The 18340-nt window shown below is 51.1% G+C and carries 19 protein-coding genes; 14 read left to right on the top strand and 5 right to left on the bottom strand.

Features of this window, described 5'->3' with window-relative positions:
- The first annotated feature begins 112 nt into the window (after nt 1-112).
- The 4 genes from trxB to infA all read left to right on the top strand — a co-directional run bounded on the left by trxB (nt 113) and on the right by infA (nt 3000).
- Nucleotides 113-1066: a thioredoxin-disulfide reductase gene (gene trxB, locus JW499_RS01870; RefSeq protein WP_205208993.1), complete on the top strand. Its 954-nt coding sequence runs from the start codon at nt 113-115 to the stop codon at nt 1064-1066.
- Between the two features lie 10 nt (nt 1067-1076).
- Nucleotides 1077-1790: a leucyl/phenylalanyl-tRNA--protein transferase gene (aat, locus tag JW499_RS01865; RefSeq protein ID WP_205208992.1), complete on the top strand. Its 714-nt coding sequence runs from the start codon at nt 1077-1079 to the stop codon at nt 1788-1790.
- Entirely contained in the window at nt 1787-2497 is a 711-nt protein-coding gene (locus JW499_RS01860) for an arginyltransferase (RefSeq protein WP_205208991.1), read from the top strand. The genes aat and JW499_RS01860 overlap by 4 nt, the downstream gene beginning before the upstream one ends.
- Before the next feature lie 284 nt (nt 2498-2781).
- Nucleotides 2782-3000, top strand: a complete 219-nt coding sequence (infA, locus tag JW499_RS01855) for a translation initiation factor IF-1 (protein WP_091359137.1) — start codon at nt 2782-2784, stop codon at nt 2998-3000.
- A gap of 53 nt (nt 3001-3053) precedes the next feature.
- Here infA and clpA read toward each other — a convergent pair whose 3' ends face one another.
- Together clpA and clpS are read right to left on the bottom strand one after the other, a co-directional pair.
- Nucleotides 3054-5312 carry an ATP-dependent Clp protease ATP-binding subunit ClpA gene (clpA, locus tag JW499_RS01850; RefSeq protein WP_091359139.1) on the bottom strand — a complete coding sequence of 753 codons (2259 nt, stop codon included), beginning with the start codon at nt 5310-5312 and terminating at the stop codon, nt 3054-3056.
- 13 nt (nt 5313-5325) lie between these two features.
- Nucleotides 5326-5682, bottom strand: a complete 357-nt coding sequence (gene clpS, locus JW499_RS01845) for an ATP-dependent Clp protease adapter ClpS (protein ID WP_205209117.1) — start codon at nt 5680-5682, stop codon at nt 5326-5328.
- A 244-nt stretch (nt 5683-5926) separates the two neighbouring features.
- On the opposite strand from clpS, the gene JW499_RS01840 reads away from it, so the two are divergent.
- Nucleotides 5927-6157: a cold shock domain-containing protein gene (locus JW499_RS01840; protein ID WP_205208990.1), complete on the top strand. Its 231-nt coding sequence runs from the start codon at nt 5927-5929 to the stop codon at nt 6155-6157.
- Between the two features lie 150 nt (nt 6158-6307).
- Here the strand turns inward: JW499_RS01840 and icd are convergent, their stop codons facing one another.
- A complete protein-coding gene (icd, locus tag JW499_RS01835) occupies nt 6308-7561 on the bottom strand; it encodes an NADP-dependent isocitrate dehydrogenase (RefSeq protein ID WP_205208989.1) in 1254 nt (417 codons plus the stop codon).
- 130 nt (nt 7562-7691) lie between these two features.
- On the opposite strand from icd, the gene JW499_RS01830 reads away from it, so the two are divergent.
- Nucleotides 7692-8372 carry a pseudouridine synthase gene (locus JW499_RS01830; protein ID WP_205208988.1) on the top strand — a complete coding sequence of 227 codons (681 nt, stop codon included), beginning with the start codon at nt 7692-7694 and terminating at the stop codon, nt 8370-8372.
- 19 nt (nt 8373-8391) lie between these two features.
- Here the strand turns inward: JW499_RS01830 and moaE are convergent, their stop codons facing one another.
- Nucleotides 8392-8847, bottom strand: coding sequence for a molybdopterin synthase catalytic subunit MoaE (moaE, locus tag JW499_RS01825; RefSeq protein WP_205208987.1), 456 nt, complete (start codon nt 8845-8847; stop codon nt 8392-8394).
- 153 nt (nt 8848-9000) lie between these two features.
- Between moaE and JW499_RS01820 the strand changes: the two genes are divergently transcribed.
- The 5 genes from JW499_RS01820 to JW499_RS01800 all read left to right on the top strand — a co-directional run bounded on the left by JW499_RS01820 (nt 9001) and on the right by JW499_RS01800 (nt 13773).
- Complete coding sequence (locus JW499_RS01820; protein WP_205208986.1) at nt 9001-9459, top strand: NUDIX hydrolase; 459 nt, start codon at nt 9001-9003, stop codon at nt 9457-9459.
- Between the two features lie 72 nt (nt 9460-9531).
- Nucleotides 9532-10674, top strand: coding sequence for a tRNA 2-thiouridine(34) synthase MnmA (gene mnmA, locus JW499_RS01815; RefSeq protein WP_205208985.1), 1143 nt, complete (start codon nt 9532-9534; stop codon nt 10672-10674).
- A 17-nt stretch (nt 10675-10691) separates the two neighbouring features.
- Nucleotides 10692-11363 carry a high frequency lysogenization protein HflD gene (gene hflD / locus JW499_RS01810; RefSeq protein ID WP_205208984.1) on the top strand — a complete coding sequence of 224 codons (672 nt, stop codon included), beginning with the start codon at nt 10692-10694 and terminating at the stop codon, nt 11361-11363.
- Nucleotides 11364-11489: 126 nt separating this feature from the next.
- Nucleotides 11490-12854 (top strand): adenylosuccinate lyase, encoded by a 1365-nt coding sequence (purB, locus tag JW499_RS01805; protein WP_205208983.1) that lies wholly within the window; start codon nt 11490-11492, stop codon nt 12852-12854.
- A gap of 79 nt (nt 12855-12933) precedes the next feature.
- Entirely contained in the window at nt 12934-13773 is an 840-nt protein-coding gene (locus tag JW499_RS01800; RefSeq protein ID WP_205208982.1) for an alpha/beta fold hydrolase, read from the top strand.
- On the opposite strand, the gene JW499_RS01795 is transcribed toward JW499_RS01800, so the two are convergent.
- Nucleotides 13770-15059 (bottom strand): MBL fold metallo-hydrolase, encoded by a 1290-nt coding sequence (locus JW499_RS01795; protein WP_205208981.1) that lies wholly within the window; start codon nt 15057-15059, stop codon nt 13770-13772. The two genes, JW499_RS01800 and JW499_RS01795, sit on opposite strands and share 4 nt — an antisense overlap.
- Before the next feature lie 202 nt (nt 15060-15261).
- Between JW499_RS01795 and trmJ the strand changes: the two genes are divergently transcribed.
- From trmJ to JW499_RS01780, 3 genes are all read left to right on the top strand, one after another.
- Nucleotides 15262-16029 (top strand): tRNA (cytosine(32)/uridine(32)-2'-O)-methyltransferase TrmJ, encoded by a 768-nt coding sequence (trmJ, locus tag JW499_RS01790; RefSeq protein ID WP_205208980.1) that lies wholly within the window; start codon nt 15262-15264, stop codon nt 16027-16029.
- Nucleotides 16026-17183 carry a ribosomal protein uL16 3-hydroxylase gene (locus JW499_RS01785; protein ID WP_205208979.1) on the top strand — a complete coding sequence of 386 codons (1158 nt, stop codon included), beginning with the start codon at nt 16026-16028 and terminating at the stop codon, nt 17181-17183. Before trmJ ends, JW499_RS01785 begins: the two co-directional genes overlap by 4 nt.
- Before the next feature lie 555 nt (nt 17184-17738).
- A partial coding sequence (locus tag JW499_RS01780; protein ID WP_463427518.1) for a beta/alpha barrel domain-containing protein occupies nt 17739-18340 on the top strand: 602 nt, incomplete at its 3' end.

The raw sequence follows: 18340 nt of genomic DNA, 5'->3' as shown, positions 1-18340 counted from the left end.
GAGTCAGACCCGCAACAGATAAAAAAATTCAGCACTCATTCCTGTTTTGTCCGCTCCATGAAACGGGCATAATAGGCGTCAATATAATGTGTGAACAGAGAACGGATCACCAATGAGCGAAATACAACACCATAAATTGATTATTCTCGGCTCCGGCCCCGCAGGCTACACCGCTGCAGTGTATGCAGCCCGGGCCAACCTTAACCCCGTTGTGATTACCGGCATGCAGGCAGGCGGTCAGTTAACCACCACGACCGATGTAGATAACTGGCCAGGAGATGCTGAGGGGGTTCAGGGGCCTGAGCTGATGCAGCGGATGCAGGCCCATGCAGAACGTTTCGACACTCAGGTAATTTTTGATCACATTAGTGAGACTGACCTCAGTCATCGCCCCTTCCGTCTTAAAGGCGACATGGCAGAGTATAGCTGTGATGCTCTTATTATCTGCACTGGCGCATCCGCTCAGTATATCGGACTGCCTTCAGAAGAAGCATTTATGGGCAAAGGGGTCAGTGCCTGCGCTACCTGTGACGGATTTTTCTACCGCGGTCAGAAAGTGGCGGTAATCGGTGGCGGCAACACCGCTGTCGAAGAAGCCCTTTACCTGTCCAATATCGCTGCCGAAGTCACCCTGATTCACCGACGCGATTCACTGCGCTGCGAAAAGATTCTTCAGGACAAGCTGTTTGAGCGGGCTGAAAATGGCAACATCAACATTCTCTGGAACCATCAACTGGACGAAGTACTGGGTGATCCGATGGGCGTCACCGGAATCCGGGTTAAAAGCACAGAGAATGCTGCACTGAGCGAGCTCGAACTTCAGGGCGTATTTGTTGCTATCGGCCATAAACCCAACACTGAGATCTTTAGCGGTCAGCTGGAGATGAACAATGGCTACCTGAAAATCAGATCCGGGAGCGACGGTAATGCAACCCAGACTTCGGTTGACGGTGTGTTTGCCGCGGGCGATGTGGCGGATCACATCTATCGTCAGGCGATCACCTCAGCTGGTTTTGGCTGCATGGCAGCACTGGATGCTGAGCGCTACCTGGACGATCAGGCCTGAGTAGCAACGGATGATTCTGTGGCTTGATCCCAACAGCAACCAGTTCCCCCCGATCACTCAGGCGCTGGATGATCCTAATGGTTTACTGGCTGCGGGAGGCGATCTCAGCCCAGAGCGTCTGATTGCGGCATACAGACAGGGGATATTTCCCTGGTACAGCCCCGGAGAGCCTATTCTCTGGTGGTCGCCAGATCCCCGTTGCACTCTGATTCCGGGGCAGATACATATCTCAAGAAGTCTGCGCAAGGCGATTCGAAACACTGAATATGAGATTACTTTTGACCGGGCATTCTACCAGGTGATCGAAGCCTGCGCTGCCCCCAGGCATTACAGCGACAGCACCTGGATCAGCGTTCCGATGCAAAGAGCTTACAACGAGCTGCATCTTAGGGGTTACGCCCATTCGGTCGAGTTATGGCAAAATGGCACCCTGACCGGCGGACTCTACGGCATCGCTATGGGACGCCTGTTTTTTGGTGAATCGATGTTTAGCCGGGCCACCAATACATCCAAGATCGCGTTTGCATTTTTTGCCAGACAACTGGAAAAATGGGGCTATGCTTTAATTGATTGCCAGATTGAAAATGATCATCTGACCAGTTTGGGAGCTCACAGCATTCCGCGGACAGAGTTTAAGCAGTATCTTGATACCCATCTGGAAACAGAATTAAGCCATCGCTGGCATTTTGATATAGATAAAGAAGACGTGGTAAGAACTGAGTGACCAACCTGAAAACCCTGCATTTTTATGCAACACCGGAACATGAGTGCAGCTACCTCGAAGGATTTGAAGCAAAAACGCTGTTTGTTGACCCCCAGGAGGTCATCTCCACCGACGCCTACAGCCAGCTTTCAGACCTTGGGTTTCGCCGCAGCGGTAAACATATCTACCGCCCCTACTGCAGCAACTGTCAGGCATGCATTTCAGTGCGGGTAAATGGACGCGAGTTCAGACCCAGTAAAAGCCAGAAGCGAATCTACAATAAAAACAAAGACCTGCAGGTTACAGCAGTACCTCCCCAGTTTACTGATGAATACTACGCCCTGTATGAAAAATATATCAACACCCGTCACCGTGACGGCGATATGTACCCTCCTACACCGGAGCAGTTCAGCGCTTTCCTGATAGAGGGGGGGCAGAAAGGCTGCTTTTACGAGTTCAGAGATCAGGACGATAAACTGCTGGTGCTTGCGGTCACCGATTATCTGACGCAGGGACTATCGGCCATCTATACCTTTTTCGACCCCGAAGAGGATCGTCGCAGCCTGGGCAGCTACGCGATACTCTGGCAGCTTGAGGAAGTTAAGCGGCTGGAGCTGGAGTATCTTTATCTGGGCTACTGGATACGCGAGTGTCAGAAGATGTCCTATAAAATAGCCTATAACCCCATTGAAATGTTGCTGCATGGGCAGTGGATAGTCGTTGACTAACACGCCCCCATCAGCAGAATCAGTAGCAGTATTCGGCTATCAGCGATAAACAGCAAGCCAGCCCAGGCCCTTTGCTGTAATGATTCAACCCTTCTGGTATACGCCATGACACCCTGAGGCTGGATTCCCGCTGCATAACCACAATATAATCGACGCCGGTTTAACAGGTACTCAGGATTTGTTTGCTATTTTTACCAAATCTCTTTGATATAGATAATAAAATAGGGCAAAATACTGCGCTGCAAAATGTAGTATTGCAATTAATTAACTTAGGTAGGTAATGAATGTCTAAAGAAGACAGCTTTGAAATGGAAGGCGTTGTGACCGACACACTGCCTAACACAATGTTCCGGGTAGAACTGGAAAACGGTCACGTCGTTACAGCTCACATCTCTGGCAAGATGCGTAAAAACTATATCCGCATCCTGACTGGCGATAAGGTAAAGGTTGAACTGACGCCTTACGACCTGACTAAAGGCCGCATTACCTACCGCGCCCGCTAATAAAAAAACGGCCCGCAGGCCGTTTTTTTATATCTATACGGTGGCTGGCGGCATTAAACCGCCACCCCCGCATGTATCTCAATATCGTTATCCGCATTAACGGTGATATCCACTTCACCCCCTTCATCTGCCAGCTCGCCAAAGAGAATCATCTCAGCCAGCGGTTTTTTCAGTTTTTCCTGAATCAGGCGTTTCATCGGCCGTGCCCCCATCGTGGCATCATAGCCTTTCTCAGCAAACCACTGACGGGCAGCATCATCGATATGAAGCACCACATTTTTATCATCCAGCTGGGCCTGCAGCTCGGTCAGGAACTTATCGACAACCCCCGTGATAACCTGCGGAGAGAGTGATTTAAACTGAATGATACCATCCAGACGGTTGCGGAATTCAGGAGTAAACAACTTCTTAATTGCCTCCATTCCATCCGTTGTATGGTCCTGCTGACTAAAGCCAATAGATGCACGTGTCATCTGCTCAATACCGGCATTGGTCGTCATCACCAGGATGACGTTGCGGAAGTCCGCCTTGCGGCCATTATTATCCGTCAGAGTGCCGTTATCCATCACCTGCAACAGCAGGTTGAACACTTCCGGATGCGCCTTCTCAATCTCATCCAGCAGCAACACGGCATGGGGCGACTTCGAAACCGCCTCTGTCAGCAATCCGCCCTGATCATAACCCACATACCCGGGAGGCGCACCAATCAGACGAGAGACAGTATGCCTTTCCATATATTCAGACATATCAAAACGGATCAGCTCAATTCCCATAATACGGGCCAGCTGCGTGGTCACCTCAGTTTTACCCACCCCGGTCGGACCGGCAAAGAGGAATGAGCCCACCGGCTTATTTGGCTCATTCAGCCCGGCACGGGAGAGCTTGATGGCAGCAGACAACGTATCGATCGCCTGATCCTGCCCCAGAACCACCATCTTAAGGTTGCTATCCAGCTTTTTAAGCTGCTCTTTATCAGACACAGAAACGCTTTTAGCTGGAATCCGGGCAATTTTAGCCACCACAATTTCGACCTCGGCAACATCAATAATCGCACTGCGTTTTTCTGCAGGCATCAGTTGCTGATAGGCCCCCGCTTCATCGATCACGTCGATCGCCTTATCGGGCATATGCTTATCATTGATATAGCGGTCAGCCATTTCGGAAGCGGCCCGCAGCGCCTCATCGGTATATTTCACATCATGATGGGCCTCAAAACGGCTTTTAAGCCCCTGAAGAATACGATAAGTATCCTCTACCGAAGGCTCCAGAACATCCACCTTCTGGAAGCGCCGCGCCAGCGCCCTGTCTTTCTCAAAAATTCCACGGAACTCCTGGAAGGTCGTTGAGCCGATACAGCGCAACTGCCCTGAACTCAACAGCGGCTTGAGCAGATTGGACGCATCCATTGAGCCACCAGAGGCAGCCCCCGCACCTATAATGGTATGAATCTCGTCGATAAACAGGATGGCATGGTCCTGATCTTTTATCTCATTGAGAAGGCCTTTCAGTCGTTTTTCGAAATCCCCCCGGTATTTAGTCCCTGCCAGAAGCGCACCCAGATCCAGCGAATACACCACGCTCTTAGCGATAACATCCGGCACCTGAGCCTCAACAATCAGCTTGGCCAGCCCTTCAGCAATAGCCGTTTTACCCACACCCGCTTCACCCACCAGCAGAGGGTTATTTTTACGGCGGCGGGAGAGAATCTGCACCACCCGCTCAATCTCATCATCACGCCCCACGAGCGGGTCGATTCTGCCAGATAATGCCTGCTCATTCAGATTGACAGAGAAGTTCGCCAGCGGGCTCTTCTCTTTATCGGTCGCATTATCGCCTTCCAGCAGCCCCTCGTCGCTGGGACGACTGTCGTCCTCCTCGACACGGGAGATTCCGTGAGAGATATAGTTGACCACATCGATGCGCTCAATGCCCTGCTGATTGAGCACATAAACAGCCTGACTCTCCTGCTCACTGAAGATTGCCACCAGTACGTTGGCACCATTCACTTCAGCCTTGCCGGAAGACTGCACATGAAATACCGCCCGCTGCAATACCCGCTGGAATCCAAGGGTGGGCTGGGTCTCTACATCGGGAATATTCTCAGGTAGCAGAGGCGTCGTGTCTTCGATGAAGGTGCTCAATAAATTTCGCATCTTCTCAAGATCAACTGCACAGGCGTCCAGAACTGCACGGGCCTCGGAATTATCCAGCAGAGCCAATAGCAAGTGCTCTACTGTCATAAATTCATGACGCTTAGCGCGCGCACTTTTAAAGGCAACGCTCAGCGTATCTTCAAGCTCTTTATTTAACATACCTAACGCTCCGCTACGCTTTTTCTACTTCACACAAAAGAGGGTGTTTGTTCTCTCTGGCGCACTGATTAACCTGCGCTGCTTTAGTATCAGCTATATCGCGGGTAAATACACCACATACCCCCTTCCCTTTAGTATGGACCGCCAGCATCACTTGTGTAGCTTTTTCCTGATTCATTGCAAAAAAACCCATCAGAATCTGCACCACGAAATCCATTGGAGTATAGTCATCATTTAGCAATACCACCCGATACATCGAGGGTCTCTTCAGTTCAGGCTTGGCCTCTTCAGTGACTACACCCGTATTATTATGGTCACTAAAATCGTCTGCATCACCTGAAAGTTTAATCTCGCAAAGCTCTTGACGCATATCATATCTCAAAAAAATTAACAGTTTTTCATGCACCATTATGGGCACCCCTTGTTATCCGGGGCCTCCAGCCCAATGATATAATGCAAGGGCAGGAGTTAAGAGTATGTGCAGTATCAGTTGTCCCTGCATGATGACAAGGAACAATCTCACTCATATTGCTTTATTGTAGCAAGAGAGTTTGTTGTGGTGACAGGCCCAAAGGCAATTGGGTCTATGTAATTTGGAAATTGGGGGGGCACCAATGCACACAGGGAAAGTAAAATGGTTCAATAACGCCAAAGGTTTCGGCTTTATTGTTTCACCGGACTTTGAAGAGGATCTGTTCGCGCACTACTCAGTAATACAGAGCGAAGGATACAAAAGTCTCAAAGCAGGACAGAGCGTTCAGTTTGAAACGACTCCGGGGCCAAAAGGCATTCACGCTATAAATATCAGACTATTAGCATTATCAGAAACTGAGGAGATTGATTAACAGCAGGCCACACACCTCTCAGGTCAGGCGGTGTTTCATTCCCCATTGAGTACAGAAAAGGCAGTTTATTAACTGCCTTTCTTGCAACTAAGCTACCCGGTTTGCGGAATCCAGGGCTGAATATCCTCAGCAGATTTCCGGACAACTGCTTCACATATGGCGGATAACTGCCTCTCCAAATTCAGAGCTACTAAGCAGGGTGGCGCCCTCCATCAAACGTTCAAAATCGTATGTCACTGTTTTCGCAGTAATTGCTCCATCCATCCCTTTTATTATCAGATCCGCAGCTTCAAACCAGCCCATATGACGCAGCATCATCTCAGCAGAGAGAATGATAGAACCGGGATTCACCATATTCTTGCCAGCATACTTTGGCGCCGTGCCATGAGTTGCCTCAAAAATCGCCACCTTATCCGACAGGTTAGCCCCCGGTGCAATACCGATCCCTCCAACCTCTGCAGCTAAGGCATCAGAGATATAGTCACCATTCAGGTTCAGGGTAGCTACCACATCATACTCTGCAGGGCGAAGCAGGATCTGTTGCAACATCGCATCGGCTATCACATCTTTGACGATAATCTGTTTACCGTTGTTGGGGTTTGTCATGCTCATCCAGGGGCCGCCATCAAGTAATTCAGCGCTAAACTCATCTCTGGCAATCTCATAGCCCCAGTCTTTAAAAGCCCCTTCGGTAAATTTCATGATATTGCCTTTGTGCACCAGAGTCATCGAGCTGCGGTCATTATCGATTGTGTATTGCAGCGCCCGCCTTACCAGTCGCTTGGTACCCTCTTCAGAGACCGGTTTGATACCTATACCACACATGGTGTCAAAGCGGATTTTGCTCACCCCCATCTCCTCCTTGAGAAAACGGATCACTTTGTCTGCTTCCGGGCTTCCCGCTTTCCACTCAACACCGGCATAGATATCTTCAGAGTTCTCGCGATAGATCACCATATCAACATCTCCGGGGTTTATAACCGGACTGGGCACCCCTTTAAACCAGCGCACCGGACGCTGACAGACATACAGATCCAGCTCCTGCCGTAAAGCGACATTGAGTGAGCGTATACCACCACCGACCGGCGTGGTCAGTGGCCCCTTGATCCCCACGGCAAACTCTTTAAAAGCCTCCAGCGTCTCCTGCGGCAGCCAGGTATCCTGATCATATATGCCGGTGGCCTTTTCTCCGGCATACACTTCCATCCAGGCGATGCTACGCCGCCCTCCGTAGGCTTTGCTCACGGCGGCATCAACAACCTCCAGCATCACCGGGGAGACATCGATACCGATGCCATCACCCTCGATATAGGGAATGATCGGATGGTCGGGGACATTCAGTGAGTTATTGTCATTCACTGTAATCTTACTGCCCTGTGGAACTGTGATCTTTGAATAAGCCATCGTTCACCCTCCTTTTATCTGTCCTGTAATTTCGCAGTTTTTGCTACTTGCGATGATCAACTTGCAGAGACAGTATAGACGCTGATAATCTGCTTGCCCGTACAATCCAATTGCTGCACTGGAAAGTTCTATGTCCCGTATACTTCTGTTTAACAAGCCTTTTCAGGTGCTGACCCAGTTTACCGATAGCGAAGGCCGCCCGACGTTAGCTGATTATATTCAGCACAAAGGGGTGTATGCAGCCGGGCGACTGGACTACGATTCAGAGGGGTTGCTGATCCTGACGGATGATGGCCAGCTACAACATAAACTGGCCGATCCTAAGTTTAAGCTTGAGAAGACCTATTGGGCACAGGTTGAAGGTGATATAGATGACAACGCGTTAAAACAGTTACGCCAGGGCGTGAAGCTTAAGGATGGGGTAACACGTCCCGCTGCTGCCAAAAAAATGGCTGCCCCCGCCGTCTGGCCTCGTACCCCCCCAATCAGGCAACGCAAGCACCAGCCTACCAGTTGGATTGAATTGAAAATCACCGAGGGGAAAAACCGCCAGGTAAGACGGATGACCGCTGCGGTGGGTTTTCCCACACTCAGGCTGATCCGTGTCGCTATAGGCAGTTGGAGCCTGGAGGGACTACAACCCGGTGAGCTACGGATTGAAGAAGTTTACATCCCCGCTGCGGCGCCAAAACTATCTGCCAGGCGCAGTGAAAACCGGGATGCAGCCAGGACATCTCCCTCAGGCAGATCTGCAACCACGAAATCCAGAGCCTCCAACACTGGCCGCACCGCAAAAAACAGGCCGCGCTAACCCTATAGTGCGCGGCCCATTACCATTTCTCAGCGGCATCGAGATCACTCTGCTTAGCCTCAACCCAGTGCTCGCCTTCAACCGTGATCTCTTTCTTCCAGAACGGCGCATCACGCTTGAGATAATCCATAATAAACTGAGCGGCTTCAAACGCCGCCCGCCGGTGAGCGCTACCAACCCCCACAAAGACAATATTCTCATTCAGTTCCAGGCGCCCAATGCGGTGAACCACCACCACATTCCCTAGCGACCAGCGACTGCGAGCCTGACATATGATCCCATTAAGCGCCTTTTCAGTCATTCCGGGGTAATGCTCAAGGTACATCGCTTGCAACCCCGGACCACTGGTGAGCTGCCTCACGATACCGGTAAAGGTCACAACTGCACCATTACTGGCATCTTCTGATCTGACCTGATCAGCCAGCTCAGCTAAGGAGAAATCATCTGTCTGAACCGAAACAAAATCTTTGAACAATGGGGACTCCAAAATACAGCCAAAAGTGATCAAAAATGGTAAGGTTGGCCGCCTGTACACACTGCAGTGAAAAATGGCCTGCTGGTGATCGAAACAAAATCGAAACAACGGGGCTTCACAAAGTTTTATGCCCCCTAATATACGGGATGAAGAATGCGTTGGACACCCCACGTAACTGTGGCAACCATTATTGAGCGGGACAGTAAGTTCCTCTGCGTCGAAGAGCAGTCGTTATCACTGCAGCAGTTGGTTATCAATCAACCTGCTGGTCACGTCGAAGCGAATGAAACCTTTATCGAAGCTGCGATACGCGAAACGCAGGAAGAGACAGGCTGGAGCGTCACCCCCACTGCCCTGATAGGCATCTATGTCTATACGGCACCCGCCAACGGGATCACGTACCACCGCTACTGCTTCGCCGCGCAGACGGACAGTCATAATCCTGAACAGCCACTGGATACCGGTATTGAACGGGCTGTCTGGCTGAGTCGGGCGGAGCTGGAGATGCACAAAGACAGGTTGCGCAGCCCCATGGTCACCCGCTGCATCGATGATTACCTGGCGGGCATCCGCTTCCCTCTGTCGGTCATTGTTGAAGCAAATCGGCAGTGAAGCATTGAATTACATGACTCCGGTCGCATATTAATCAGAACATACACAGCTTTAAGGTCGCATATACTCCCTATGTCAGAAGCAGCACACAACACCCCTGCAACACATGATCCTGCAGCCATAAAAGTCATCGTCGGCATGTCCGGCGGTGTCGACTCATCGGTCTCTGCGCTGTTACTACAACAGCAGGGATATCAGGTTGAAGGCCTGTTTATGAAAAACTGGGATGAGGATGATGGTACTGAATACTGCACGGCAATGGACGATCTGGCGGATGCTCAGGCGGTCAGCGATAAGCTGGGTATCAGATTGCATACCGCTAACTTTGCCGCGGAGTACTGGGATAATGTATTTGAACATTTTCTCGAAGAGTATAAAGCAGGCCGCACTCCAAACCCCGATATTCTCTGCAATCGTGAGATTAAGTTTAAGGCATTCCTCGAATATGCGAAGATGCTGGGTGCTGACATGATAGCCACCGGGCACTATGTACGACGGGGTGAGATCGATGGTAAAGCAGCACTGCTTAAAGGTCTGGATAACAACAAGGACCAGAGCTACTTCCTGCATCAGGTTGGCTCTGAAGAGCTGGCACAGACACTGTTTCCGGTGGGCGAACTGGAAAAGCCCGAAGTGCGCCGTCTGGCCGAACAGCACGACCTTATTACCCATAACAAGAAAGACAGCACCGGCATCTGCTTTATCGGCGAACGCCGTTTCACTGACTTCCTTAAGCAATACCTGCCCGCCCAACCGGGCAATATCGAAACACCGGAGGGGGATATCATCGGCCAGCATCAGGGACTGATGTATCACACCATTGGTCAGCGACAGGGGCTGGGTATCGGTGGCCTGAAAGATTATCCGGAAGAGCCCTGGTTTGTGGCGGAAAAAGATCTGCAACGCAATGTACTGATTGCAGTGCAGGGGCAGCAGCATGAGTTACTGTTCAGTAACTGGCTGACCGCCAGCGAGATCTTCTGGATCAGTGGCGACTCCCCCACCCTGCCTTTTCGCTGCCGCGCCAAGGTAAGGTACCGTCAGTCTGATCAGGCCTGCACTGTCATCGCTGAGGGTGACAGCTTTCGCATTGAGTTTGACGAGCCCCAGCGAGCTGTTACCCCGGGGCAGTCAGTTGTGATATACCATAACGACATCTGTCTTGGCGGTGGCGTTATTGAAACCACCGGGAAAACAGATTCCACAGCAGCATAGGGAGATCGATCGATAATATGTCCAGAGCAGAAGATCAACAGGCAATCGCCCTGGCCGGATTGTTTCAGGCGGCCAGCCTGGTGGAACAGATTGCAACCCGGGGAATGGTGTCGCAGAACAGCTTTGAAACATCGCTGGCCAGCATCTTTGTCACCAACCCGCAGACCACCGAAGAGATCTTTGGTGGTGTTCATGATCTTCCGATCAACCTGAGTCAGGGATTTCGCGGACTTCAGGAACTGCTGGACAAGAGTCGTGCCGACCAGAATCAGGATATCATCCGTTATGGCCTGAGCCTTATCCATCTTGAGAGAAAGCTGAATAAGCGGCCGGATCTGCTGAAGGTGATTGGTGGGCGTATCGACAAGATCGCTCAGCAAGCCAGCTATTTTGCCGAGGCCGGCACCAGCCTCAAAGACAATCCTGCGGCCTATACTCATCCCAGCGTCGTGGCAAATCTGGCCAGTCTCTATCAGGATACCCTCAGTACATTCAGCTTTCGCATACAGGTCACCGGCGAACCCCGCCATCTTCAGAATGCAGAAAATGCGGCCAAAATACGGGCGCTTCTGTTAGCGGGCATCCGCTCCGCCATGCTGTGGCGACAGGTAGGTGGTAAACGCTGGCACCTGTTATTTTTTAAATCCAGACTACGTCCATCGGTGCGGCAGATCAGCGGGCGGGACTGATATGCGCCCCCGGCACTTAATCGATTTTACTCAGCGATAAATAAATACCCATCGGATTTTCCCTGTGGAGCTATTTTAGCTATAATTCGCCCTCAAAAATTTAACCCAGTCAGGTATCTACTCGATATGGATCTTTCTTCTCTTTCTGCGATCTCTCCAGTTGATGGTCGTTACGGCAGCAAAACTGCCGATCTTCGCCCGGTTTTCAGTGAGTTCGGTCTGATACGCGCCCGTGTAACCGTTGAAGTTCGCTGGTTGCAGAAACTGGCCGCTCACCCTCAAGTGACTGAAGTGCCAGCACTAAGCGATGCAGCCAATGCAGTTCTGAACGCTCTGGTTGATAATTTCGGCGAAACTGAAGCTAACCGGGTAAAAGAGATTGAGCGCACCACCAACCATGATGTGAAAGCGGTTGAATACCTGATTAAAGAACATATTGCCGATAATGCCGAACTGGCTGCTGTCAGTGAATTTGTTCACTTTGCCTGCACCTCCGAGGATATCAACAATCTGTCCCATGCGCTGATGCTGAAACAGGGTCAGGAAGTGATGTTACCAATCATGCAACAGGTAACGGATGAGATCGCACAGCTGGGCCGCAACTATGCCGCTCAGCCCATGCTATCCCGTACCCATGGACAGACCGCTTCGCCAACCACTGTCGGCAAAGAACTGGCGAACGTCGCTTACCGTCTGCAACGGCAGATCAATCAGATCAAAAAGGTTGAGCTGCTGGGCAAGATCAACGGCGCTGTAGGCAACTACAACGCTCATCTGTCAGCTTATGCCGATATTGACTGGGCACAGAATGCGCAGGAGTTTGTCGAGAGTCTGGGGCTGACATTCAACCCCTATACCACCCAGATCGAGCCCCACGACTATATCGCTGAACTGTTTGATGCGGTATGCCGCTTCAATACCATCATTATCGACTTTGACCGTGATATCTGGGGTTATATCTCTCTGGGTTACTTCAAGCAGAAAACCATTGCTGGCGAAGTGGGCTCTTCCACTATGCCGCACAAGGTTAATCCGATCGATTTTGAAAACTCCGAAGGTAATCTGGGAATTGCCAACGCCGTGATGCAACACCTGGCGGCCAAACTGCCGGTGTCGCGCTGGCAGCGCGACCTGACCGATTCGACAGTTCTGCGGAATATGGGCGTTGGTTTTGGCTACAGCCTGATTGCATACCAGTCCAGCCTTAAAGGTATCAGCAAGCTGGAACTGAACCCGGCCCGCCTGGATGCCGATCTGGAAAACAGCTGGGAAGTGCTGGCCGAGCCGATTCAGACGGTGATGCGCCGTTACGGGATTGAAGAACCCTATGAAAAACTTAAAGCCCTGACCCGTGGCCAGGAGATGAACAAAGAGACCATTATGGCATTTGTTGATACTCTGGAGATGCCTGAGGCAGCGAAGGAGGAGCTTAAACAGCTCACACCACACAGCTACATCGGCAACGCTGTCGAGCAGGCTAAAGCGATCTGAAGATCGCTGGTAGTATAAAAGCAGAGCTCCGGCTCTGCTTTTTTATTGCTTTAACTTAATTTCACAAGCATTTGAAATAATGGAAATAATTACTGCTCCCGATGGGGCAAAAATACACTATTTGCGACTGGGAAAAGGCAGCCCGGTTATCTTTCTGCATGGCTGGAGTGCCAGCGCAAAAGACTGGCTCCCCTTCGCCTCCGCACTGGCTGATCAGCATGAAGTGATCTGCTGGGATGCCCGGGGCCACGGCGGCCATCAGCAAAGCCCTGACATCAGCAACCATGTCAGCGATATGGCTAACGACCTGCAAACCCTGATTGAACACCACGATCTGGAAAAGGTGTTACTGGTCGGCCACTCCATGGGCGCACTGACCCTGTGGCAATATATCCGTGATTTTGGTTGTCAGCGTTTAGCCGGCGTCTGCATTATCGATCAGTCTCCCAGACTTATCACCGATGGGCACTGGCAAAACGGTATTTATGGCAATTTTGATCAGACCGCCAATAAGCAGTTTGTTGGCAGACTGCGTGATAACTTTGCCGAAGGATTGCTGCAACTGGTCGCCAATGGTTATAACGGTAAGTCCCTTGAGAACTACCGTCGCAACTCGCGGGGTTTTCAGCAGATGCGGGAGCACCTGCAAACCCTGGAGAGTGAACCTCTGATACGGTGTTGGGAAAGCCTTACCGCTGCAGACTACAGAGATATACTGCCATCCATAACGATCCCCGCACTACTGATATATGGTGATGAGAGTCAGTTCTATAGCCAATCGGTGGCAGAGTACGTGCGGGATAATATTGCCGCCTCTGAGTTGCATATCTACGAAAAATCAGATCACTCGCCTCAGCTATTCCACCGCGAGCGGTTTATCTGGGATCTGCAAAAATTTGCCCGGAAACTAAACCATTAATCGTCTGACTGACGCTGCTGAGACTGGAGCTGGGAAAAAACCAGCACACTATCGGCATCCGGCAAACACTGTAGACGCTTTTCTGCCAGCAGGTAGTTCAGATTAGCCAGGCACTCCCCTCCCGCCAGCAACAGGTCGAACAGTGTCAGCTTGCGCTGATAGATCAGCCCCGCCAGTTGCATGACCGTTACCGGCTCAGAGCAGGCCCGCTCAACATTCAGCAGGGTCTCCATATGCTCCTCAATCAGCTCGTCAAGCCGCTGTCTGAGGCCATAAAATGGGCGTTCATGGGCCGGCAGTATCAGAGTGTCAGCCGGTAGCGCTTGCAGCCGCTCCAGTGATCCGATCCAGGCCCGCATCGGATTAGCATCAGGCTTCCCCGCCCTGACACTGACATTAGAACTTATCCGGGGTAACACCTGATCGCCGGAGATCAGTACGCCCAGTGCCTCCGAGTACAAGCAGGCATGGGCCTCTGAATGCCCCTCTGAGACAATCACCCGCCACTCAGCAGTACCGATCTGAATACCCATACCCTCTTTTAGCTCGCGGATAGTGTCCGGCAGCGGATGAACCAGTGATGAGATACCGCTAAAAATCCCCATAATCCCGGTGACCTGTTGCTGATCCATTCCCAGGCTGTGCAGGAAACAACGAGCCTGATCCTTAATGGTATCGCCGCACTCGCCCTCTAACTGGAAATACTCTTCAGCAGTCGCCTGCTCACCTGCCGTGATCCAGAGCGGAGCACCGGTATACTGACACAACCAGCCCGCCGCGCCGATATGATCAATGTGAGCATGAGTCAGGATAACTTTTTTAATCGGCCGCCCCTGCAAGTAGCTGGCTATGACGTTCTGCCACACAGCGCGGGTGTCAGAGTTTCCCAGTCCGCAGTCCACCACAACCCAACCATCGGTATCATCGATCAGATAGAGATTGATATGATCCAGCTCGAAAGGCAGCGGCATCCGTAGCCACAATACGCCGGGGGCCACCTCAAGCAACTGACCGGGCTCCGGCACAGCGTATTTGGCGGTAACTATTGAATTCACGATAACACCCTCAAGAATCAGGATTGAGTCGAAAGCCAGAGCGATCCACTGGCCGTTCAGATTAGCATGTTTAAACCGGACAGCGGCGGCTTCGGATTTACCTATACAGTCAATATATTGATCTTTGCGGCCAGAGACCGGTTTATACCTCTCTGGCGATTCTTTTCCCGTTGACGCTCCCTGACCTCGGATCGCAACGGAATCATTCTGGATTGTCGACTCAAAACTCATTAAACTTACGCCATTCTGAACACCTTAAACCAGCCACGACAGACCACCATACACTCAGACAAACCTCTCGTTTCTGGCAAACCGGAACGCGATGTGTGCGACCTTTTGCAGATCATCAGCGCCCAGTAACCCTGATCTGAAACAATAACTTCCAGGCCGTAACTGACTATCATAGCCGCCTGAACTGACTAACGATGACACTATGCTAGACAATATCCGTATCGTACTGATCAATACCTTTCACCCCGGCAATATCGGAGCCGCCGCCCGGGCGATGAAAAATATGGGCTTAAGTCAGCTCTACCTGGTAGAACCCAGGGTGTTTCCGGATGTGGAAGCCGATGCCCGCGCGGCAGGCGCCAAAGACCTCCTTGATAGTGCAGTGGTGGTCAGCACTCTGGATGAGGCGATAGCTGATTGCCAACTGGTGATCGGTACCAGCGCCCGCAACCGCACCTTTGATCTGCCCATTTTTGATGCTCATGACTGTGCCCGCAAGGTGGTCGGTGAAGCGGAGCATGGCAAGGTTGCCATCATCTTTGGTCGTGAAACGATGGGGCTGCATAACGCTGAACTGCAACGATGCAACTACCATGTCTATATCCCGGCCAATCCTGAATACCCGGTGCTTAACGTGTCTGCCGCTATTCAGCTGGTGTGTTACGAGATCTGGCAGGCCCATAGCAAGCAGGACTTTATTAAACGCGATGAGCCCTACCCCCTGACCCGGGATATGGAACGGTTCTACGTACACCTGGAAAGTGCACTGCGCAAAACCCACTTCATCATCCCTCAGCATGAGGGCAAGGTGATGGATAAACTGCGCCGCTATTTTAACCGTTCCCGGCCGGAACGCACCGAGTTAAACATGTTGCGGGGCATTCTGACATCGATAGACGAAACCACCTCTGAGTTAGCTGACGCTAAGCAAGAGACTATACAATCCCAGGATAAAGGATCTGATCAATGAGTGATTCACCTTTCGGCGACATCTCAATCGAAGAGTTTCTGCGTGATTACTGGCAGAAGAAGCCGCTACTGGTTCGCAACGCTTTTCCTGACTTTGAAGCTCCTGTCGGAGCAGATGAGCTGGCAGGCCTGTCGCTTGAAGAGGATGTTGAGTCAAGGCTGGTTGTCCAGAGCCCGGATGGCAGTGACTGGCAGATACAGCATGGGCCTTTTGATGAAGACACCTTTAGCAACCTTCCCGATTCCCACTGGACACTCCTGGTACAGGCGGTGGATCACTGGGTGCCTGAAGCCAGTGAGATTGTCGAACAGTTCCGCTTTATTCCTAACTGGCGCTACGATGACCTGATGGTTAGCTTCGCCAGTCAGGGCGGCGGCGTGGGTCCCCATTATGATAATTATGATGTATTTCTGATCCAGACCCAGGGTAAGCGCCGCTGGGAGGTTGGCGGTTTCTTTGATCAAAATTCGCCCCGTCGCCCCGATACGCCGGTCATGATCATGACCGAGTGGGAGCCAGAATATAACTGGGTACTTGAACCGGGAGATATGCTTTATATTCCACCACAGGTTGGCCACAACGGCATAGGTGAGTCCGATGATTGCATGACCTACTCGGTGGGTTTCAGAGCGCCCTCACACGCTGAGATTATGCGTAGCTTTACCGATTTCATCGGTGAAAAGCTGACTTCAGAGTCCCGCTATACCGATCCTGATCTGACCCTGCAGGATAATCCCGGCGAAATCCGGCCCGAGGCCCTGCAAAAAGTACGCGAGATCTTTACCTCCTACCTTGAGGATGATGCCCGGCTGGGCGAGTGGTTGGGGAAATTCGTCACTGATCCGAAATACCCTGAACTGGATCAGCGTCCGGAACAGCCCGCCACCGTAGACGAGATTCGTGAAGCTCTCAAGGAGGGTGATCTCTGCTTTATCCGCAATGAGGGAAGTCGCTTCTCCTACAGTGCCGGTGAGGGTGATGAGATTCAGCTCTATGCCGATGGAAGCTGTTTTAAAGTCTCGGGAAGCTGCGGCACTTTAGCCACCAGTCTTTGCCAGTCCCCTCTGATTGTGATCAATCAGGGAGACTGGAGTGAACAGCAGCTGCAGTTACTGGCTGATCTGTATAATCAGGGATCGCTGTATACAGAATAACCTCATAGGGTTATAGGTTTCACTCTCTGGCTCCCCCTGAGCAGTCATCAGCAATTTACCAAAAAAGGTCAGATACTCTGGCCTTTTTCTGTTTTAGTTAACTGATATTTATCATCTTTTTCTGATCTGCCGCACTTTCAGGGTCTTATGGATGTTGTAGTCAAAGACCGCCTATAATAATTAGCTATATAATCAATATGTTTTTATAACTAAAATTCTGTGTAAATGTACGGTTTATCCACCCCACCGAAAGTCGCTAGACTTTAGACTATAAGGCGCTGATCACTGATGTCTTCTGGCTTTGCTGCAATGCAACACAGCATCCCCTGTGTAATTAAATTACAAGTCAGCTTAATCAGATTTTGTAGTACAACTACAGCTTTGCTGCCCTGCACAAAAAAGCTTTGACCCACCCGTTCAAACTCCGCATCATGGGCTCTCCGTGAGGCGTCTGCCACTTCGACAATATGCTGACGCAAGAAGTAAACCGCTCCCTGATCAGAATCTATAAAGCATAAACGCTGATTCAGAGAGCTATCAATATAAGGATTTACCATGTCTAGTCTGAATAAAGATATCGAAACAGTTGCCGCGCTGAAAGAGACCTACGGTTCTGCCTGGAACGCGATCAACCCTGAATACGCTGCCCGTATGCGTGCACAGAACAAGTTTAAAACCGGTCTGGATATCGCTAAATACACCGCCGCTATCATGCGCAAAGACATGGAGCGTTACGATAACGACTCTTCTCAGTACACTCAGTCTCTGGGCTGCTGGCACGGCTTTATCGGTCAGCAAAAAATGATCTCTATTAAGAAGCACTTCAACAGCACCGACCGTAAATACCTCTACCTGTCTGGCTGGATGGTTGCTGCACTGCGCTCTGAGTTTGGTCCCCTGCCTGACCAGTCTATGCACGAGAAAACCTCCGTAGCATCCCTGATTGAAGAGCTGTACACCTTCCTGCGTCAGGCTGATGCCCGCGAACTGGGCGGCCTGTTCCGTGAAGTCGATGCTGCCCGTAAGGCCAGCGACAGCGCTGCTGAAGCGGCCGCTCAGGAAAAAATCGATAACCATATCACTCACGTAGTGCCTATCATCGCCGATATCGATGCCGGTTTCGGTAACGCTGAAGCAACCTACCTGATGGCCAAGCA

This window comes from Amphritea pacifica, from assembly GCF_016924145.1.
Taxonomy (GTDB): domain Bacteria; phylum Pseudomonadota; class Gammaproteobacteria; order Pseudomonadales; family Balneatricaceae; genus Amphritea; species Amphritea pacifica.
This window is presented reverse-complemented; position numbering and strand designations above follow the sequence as displayed.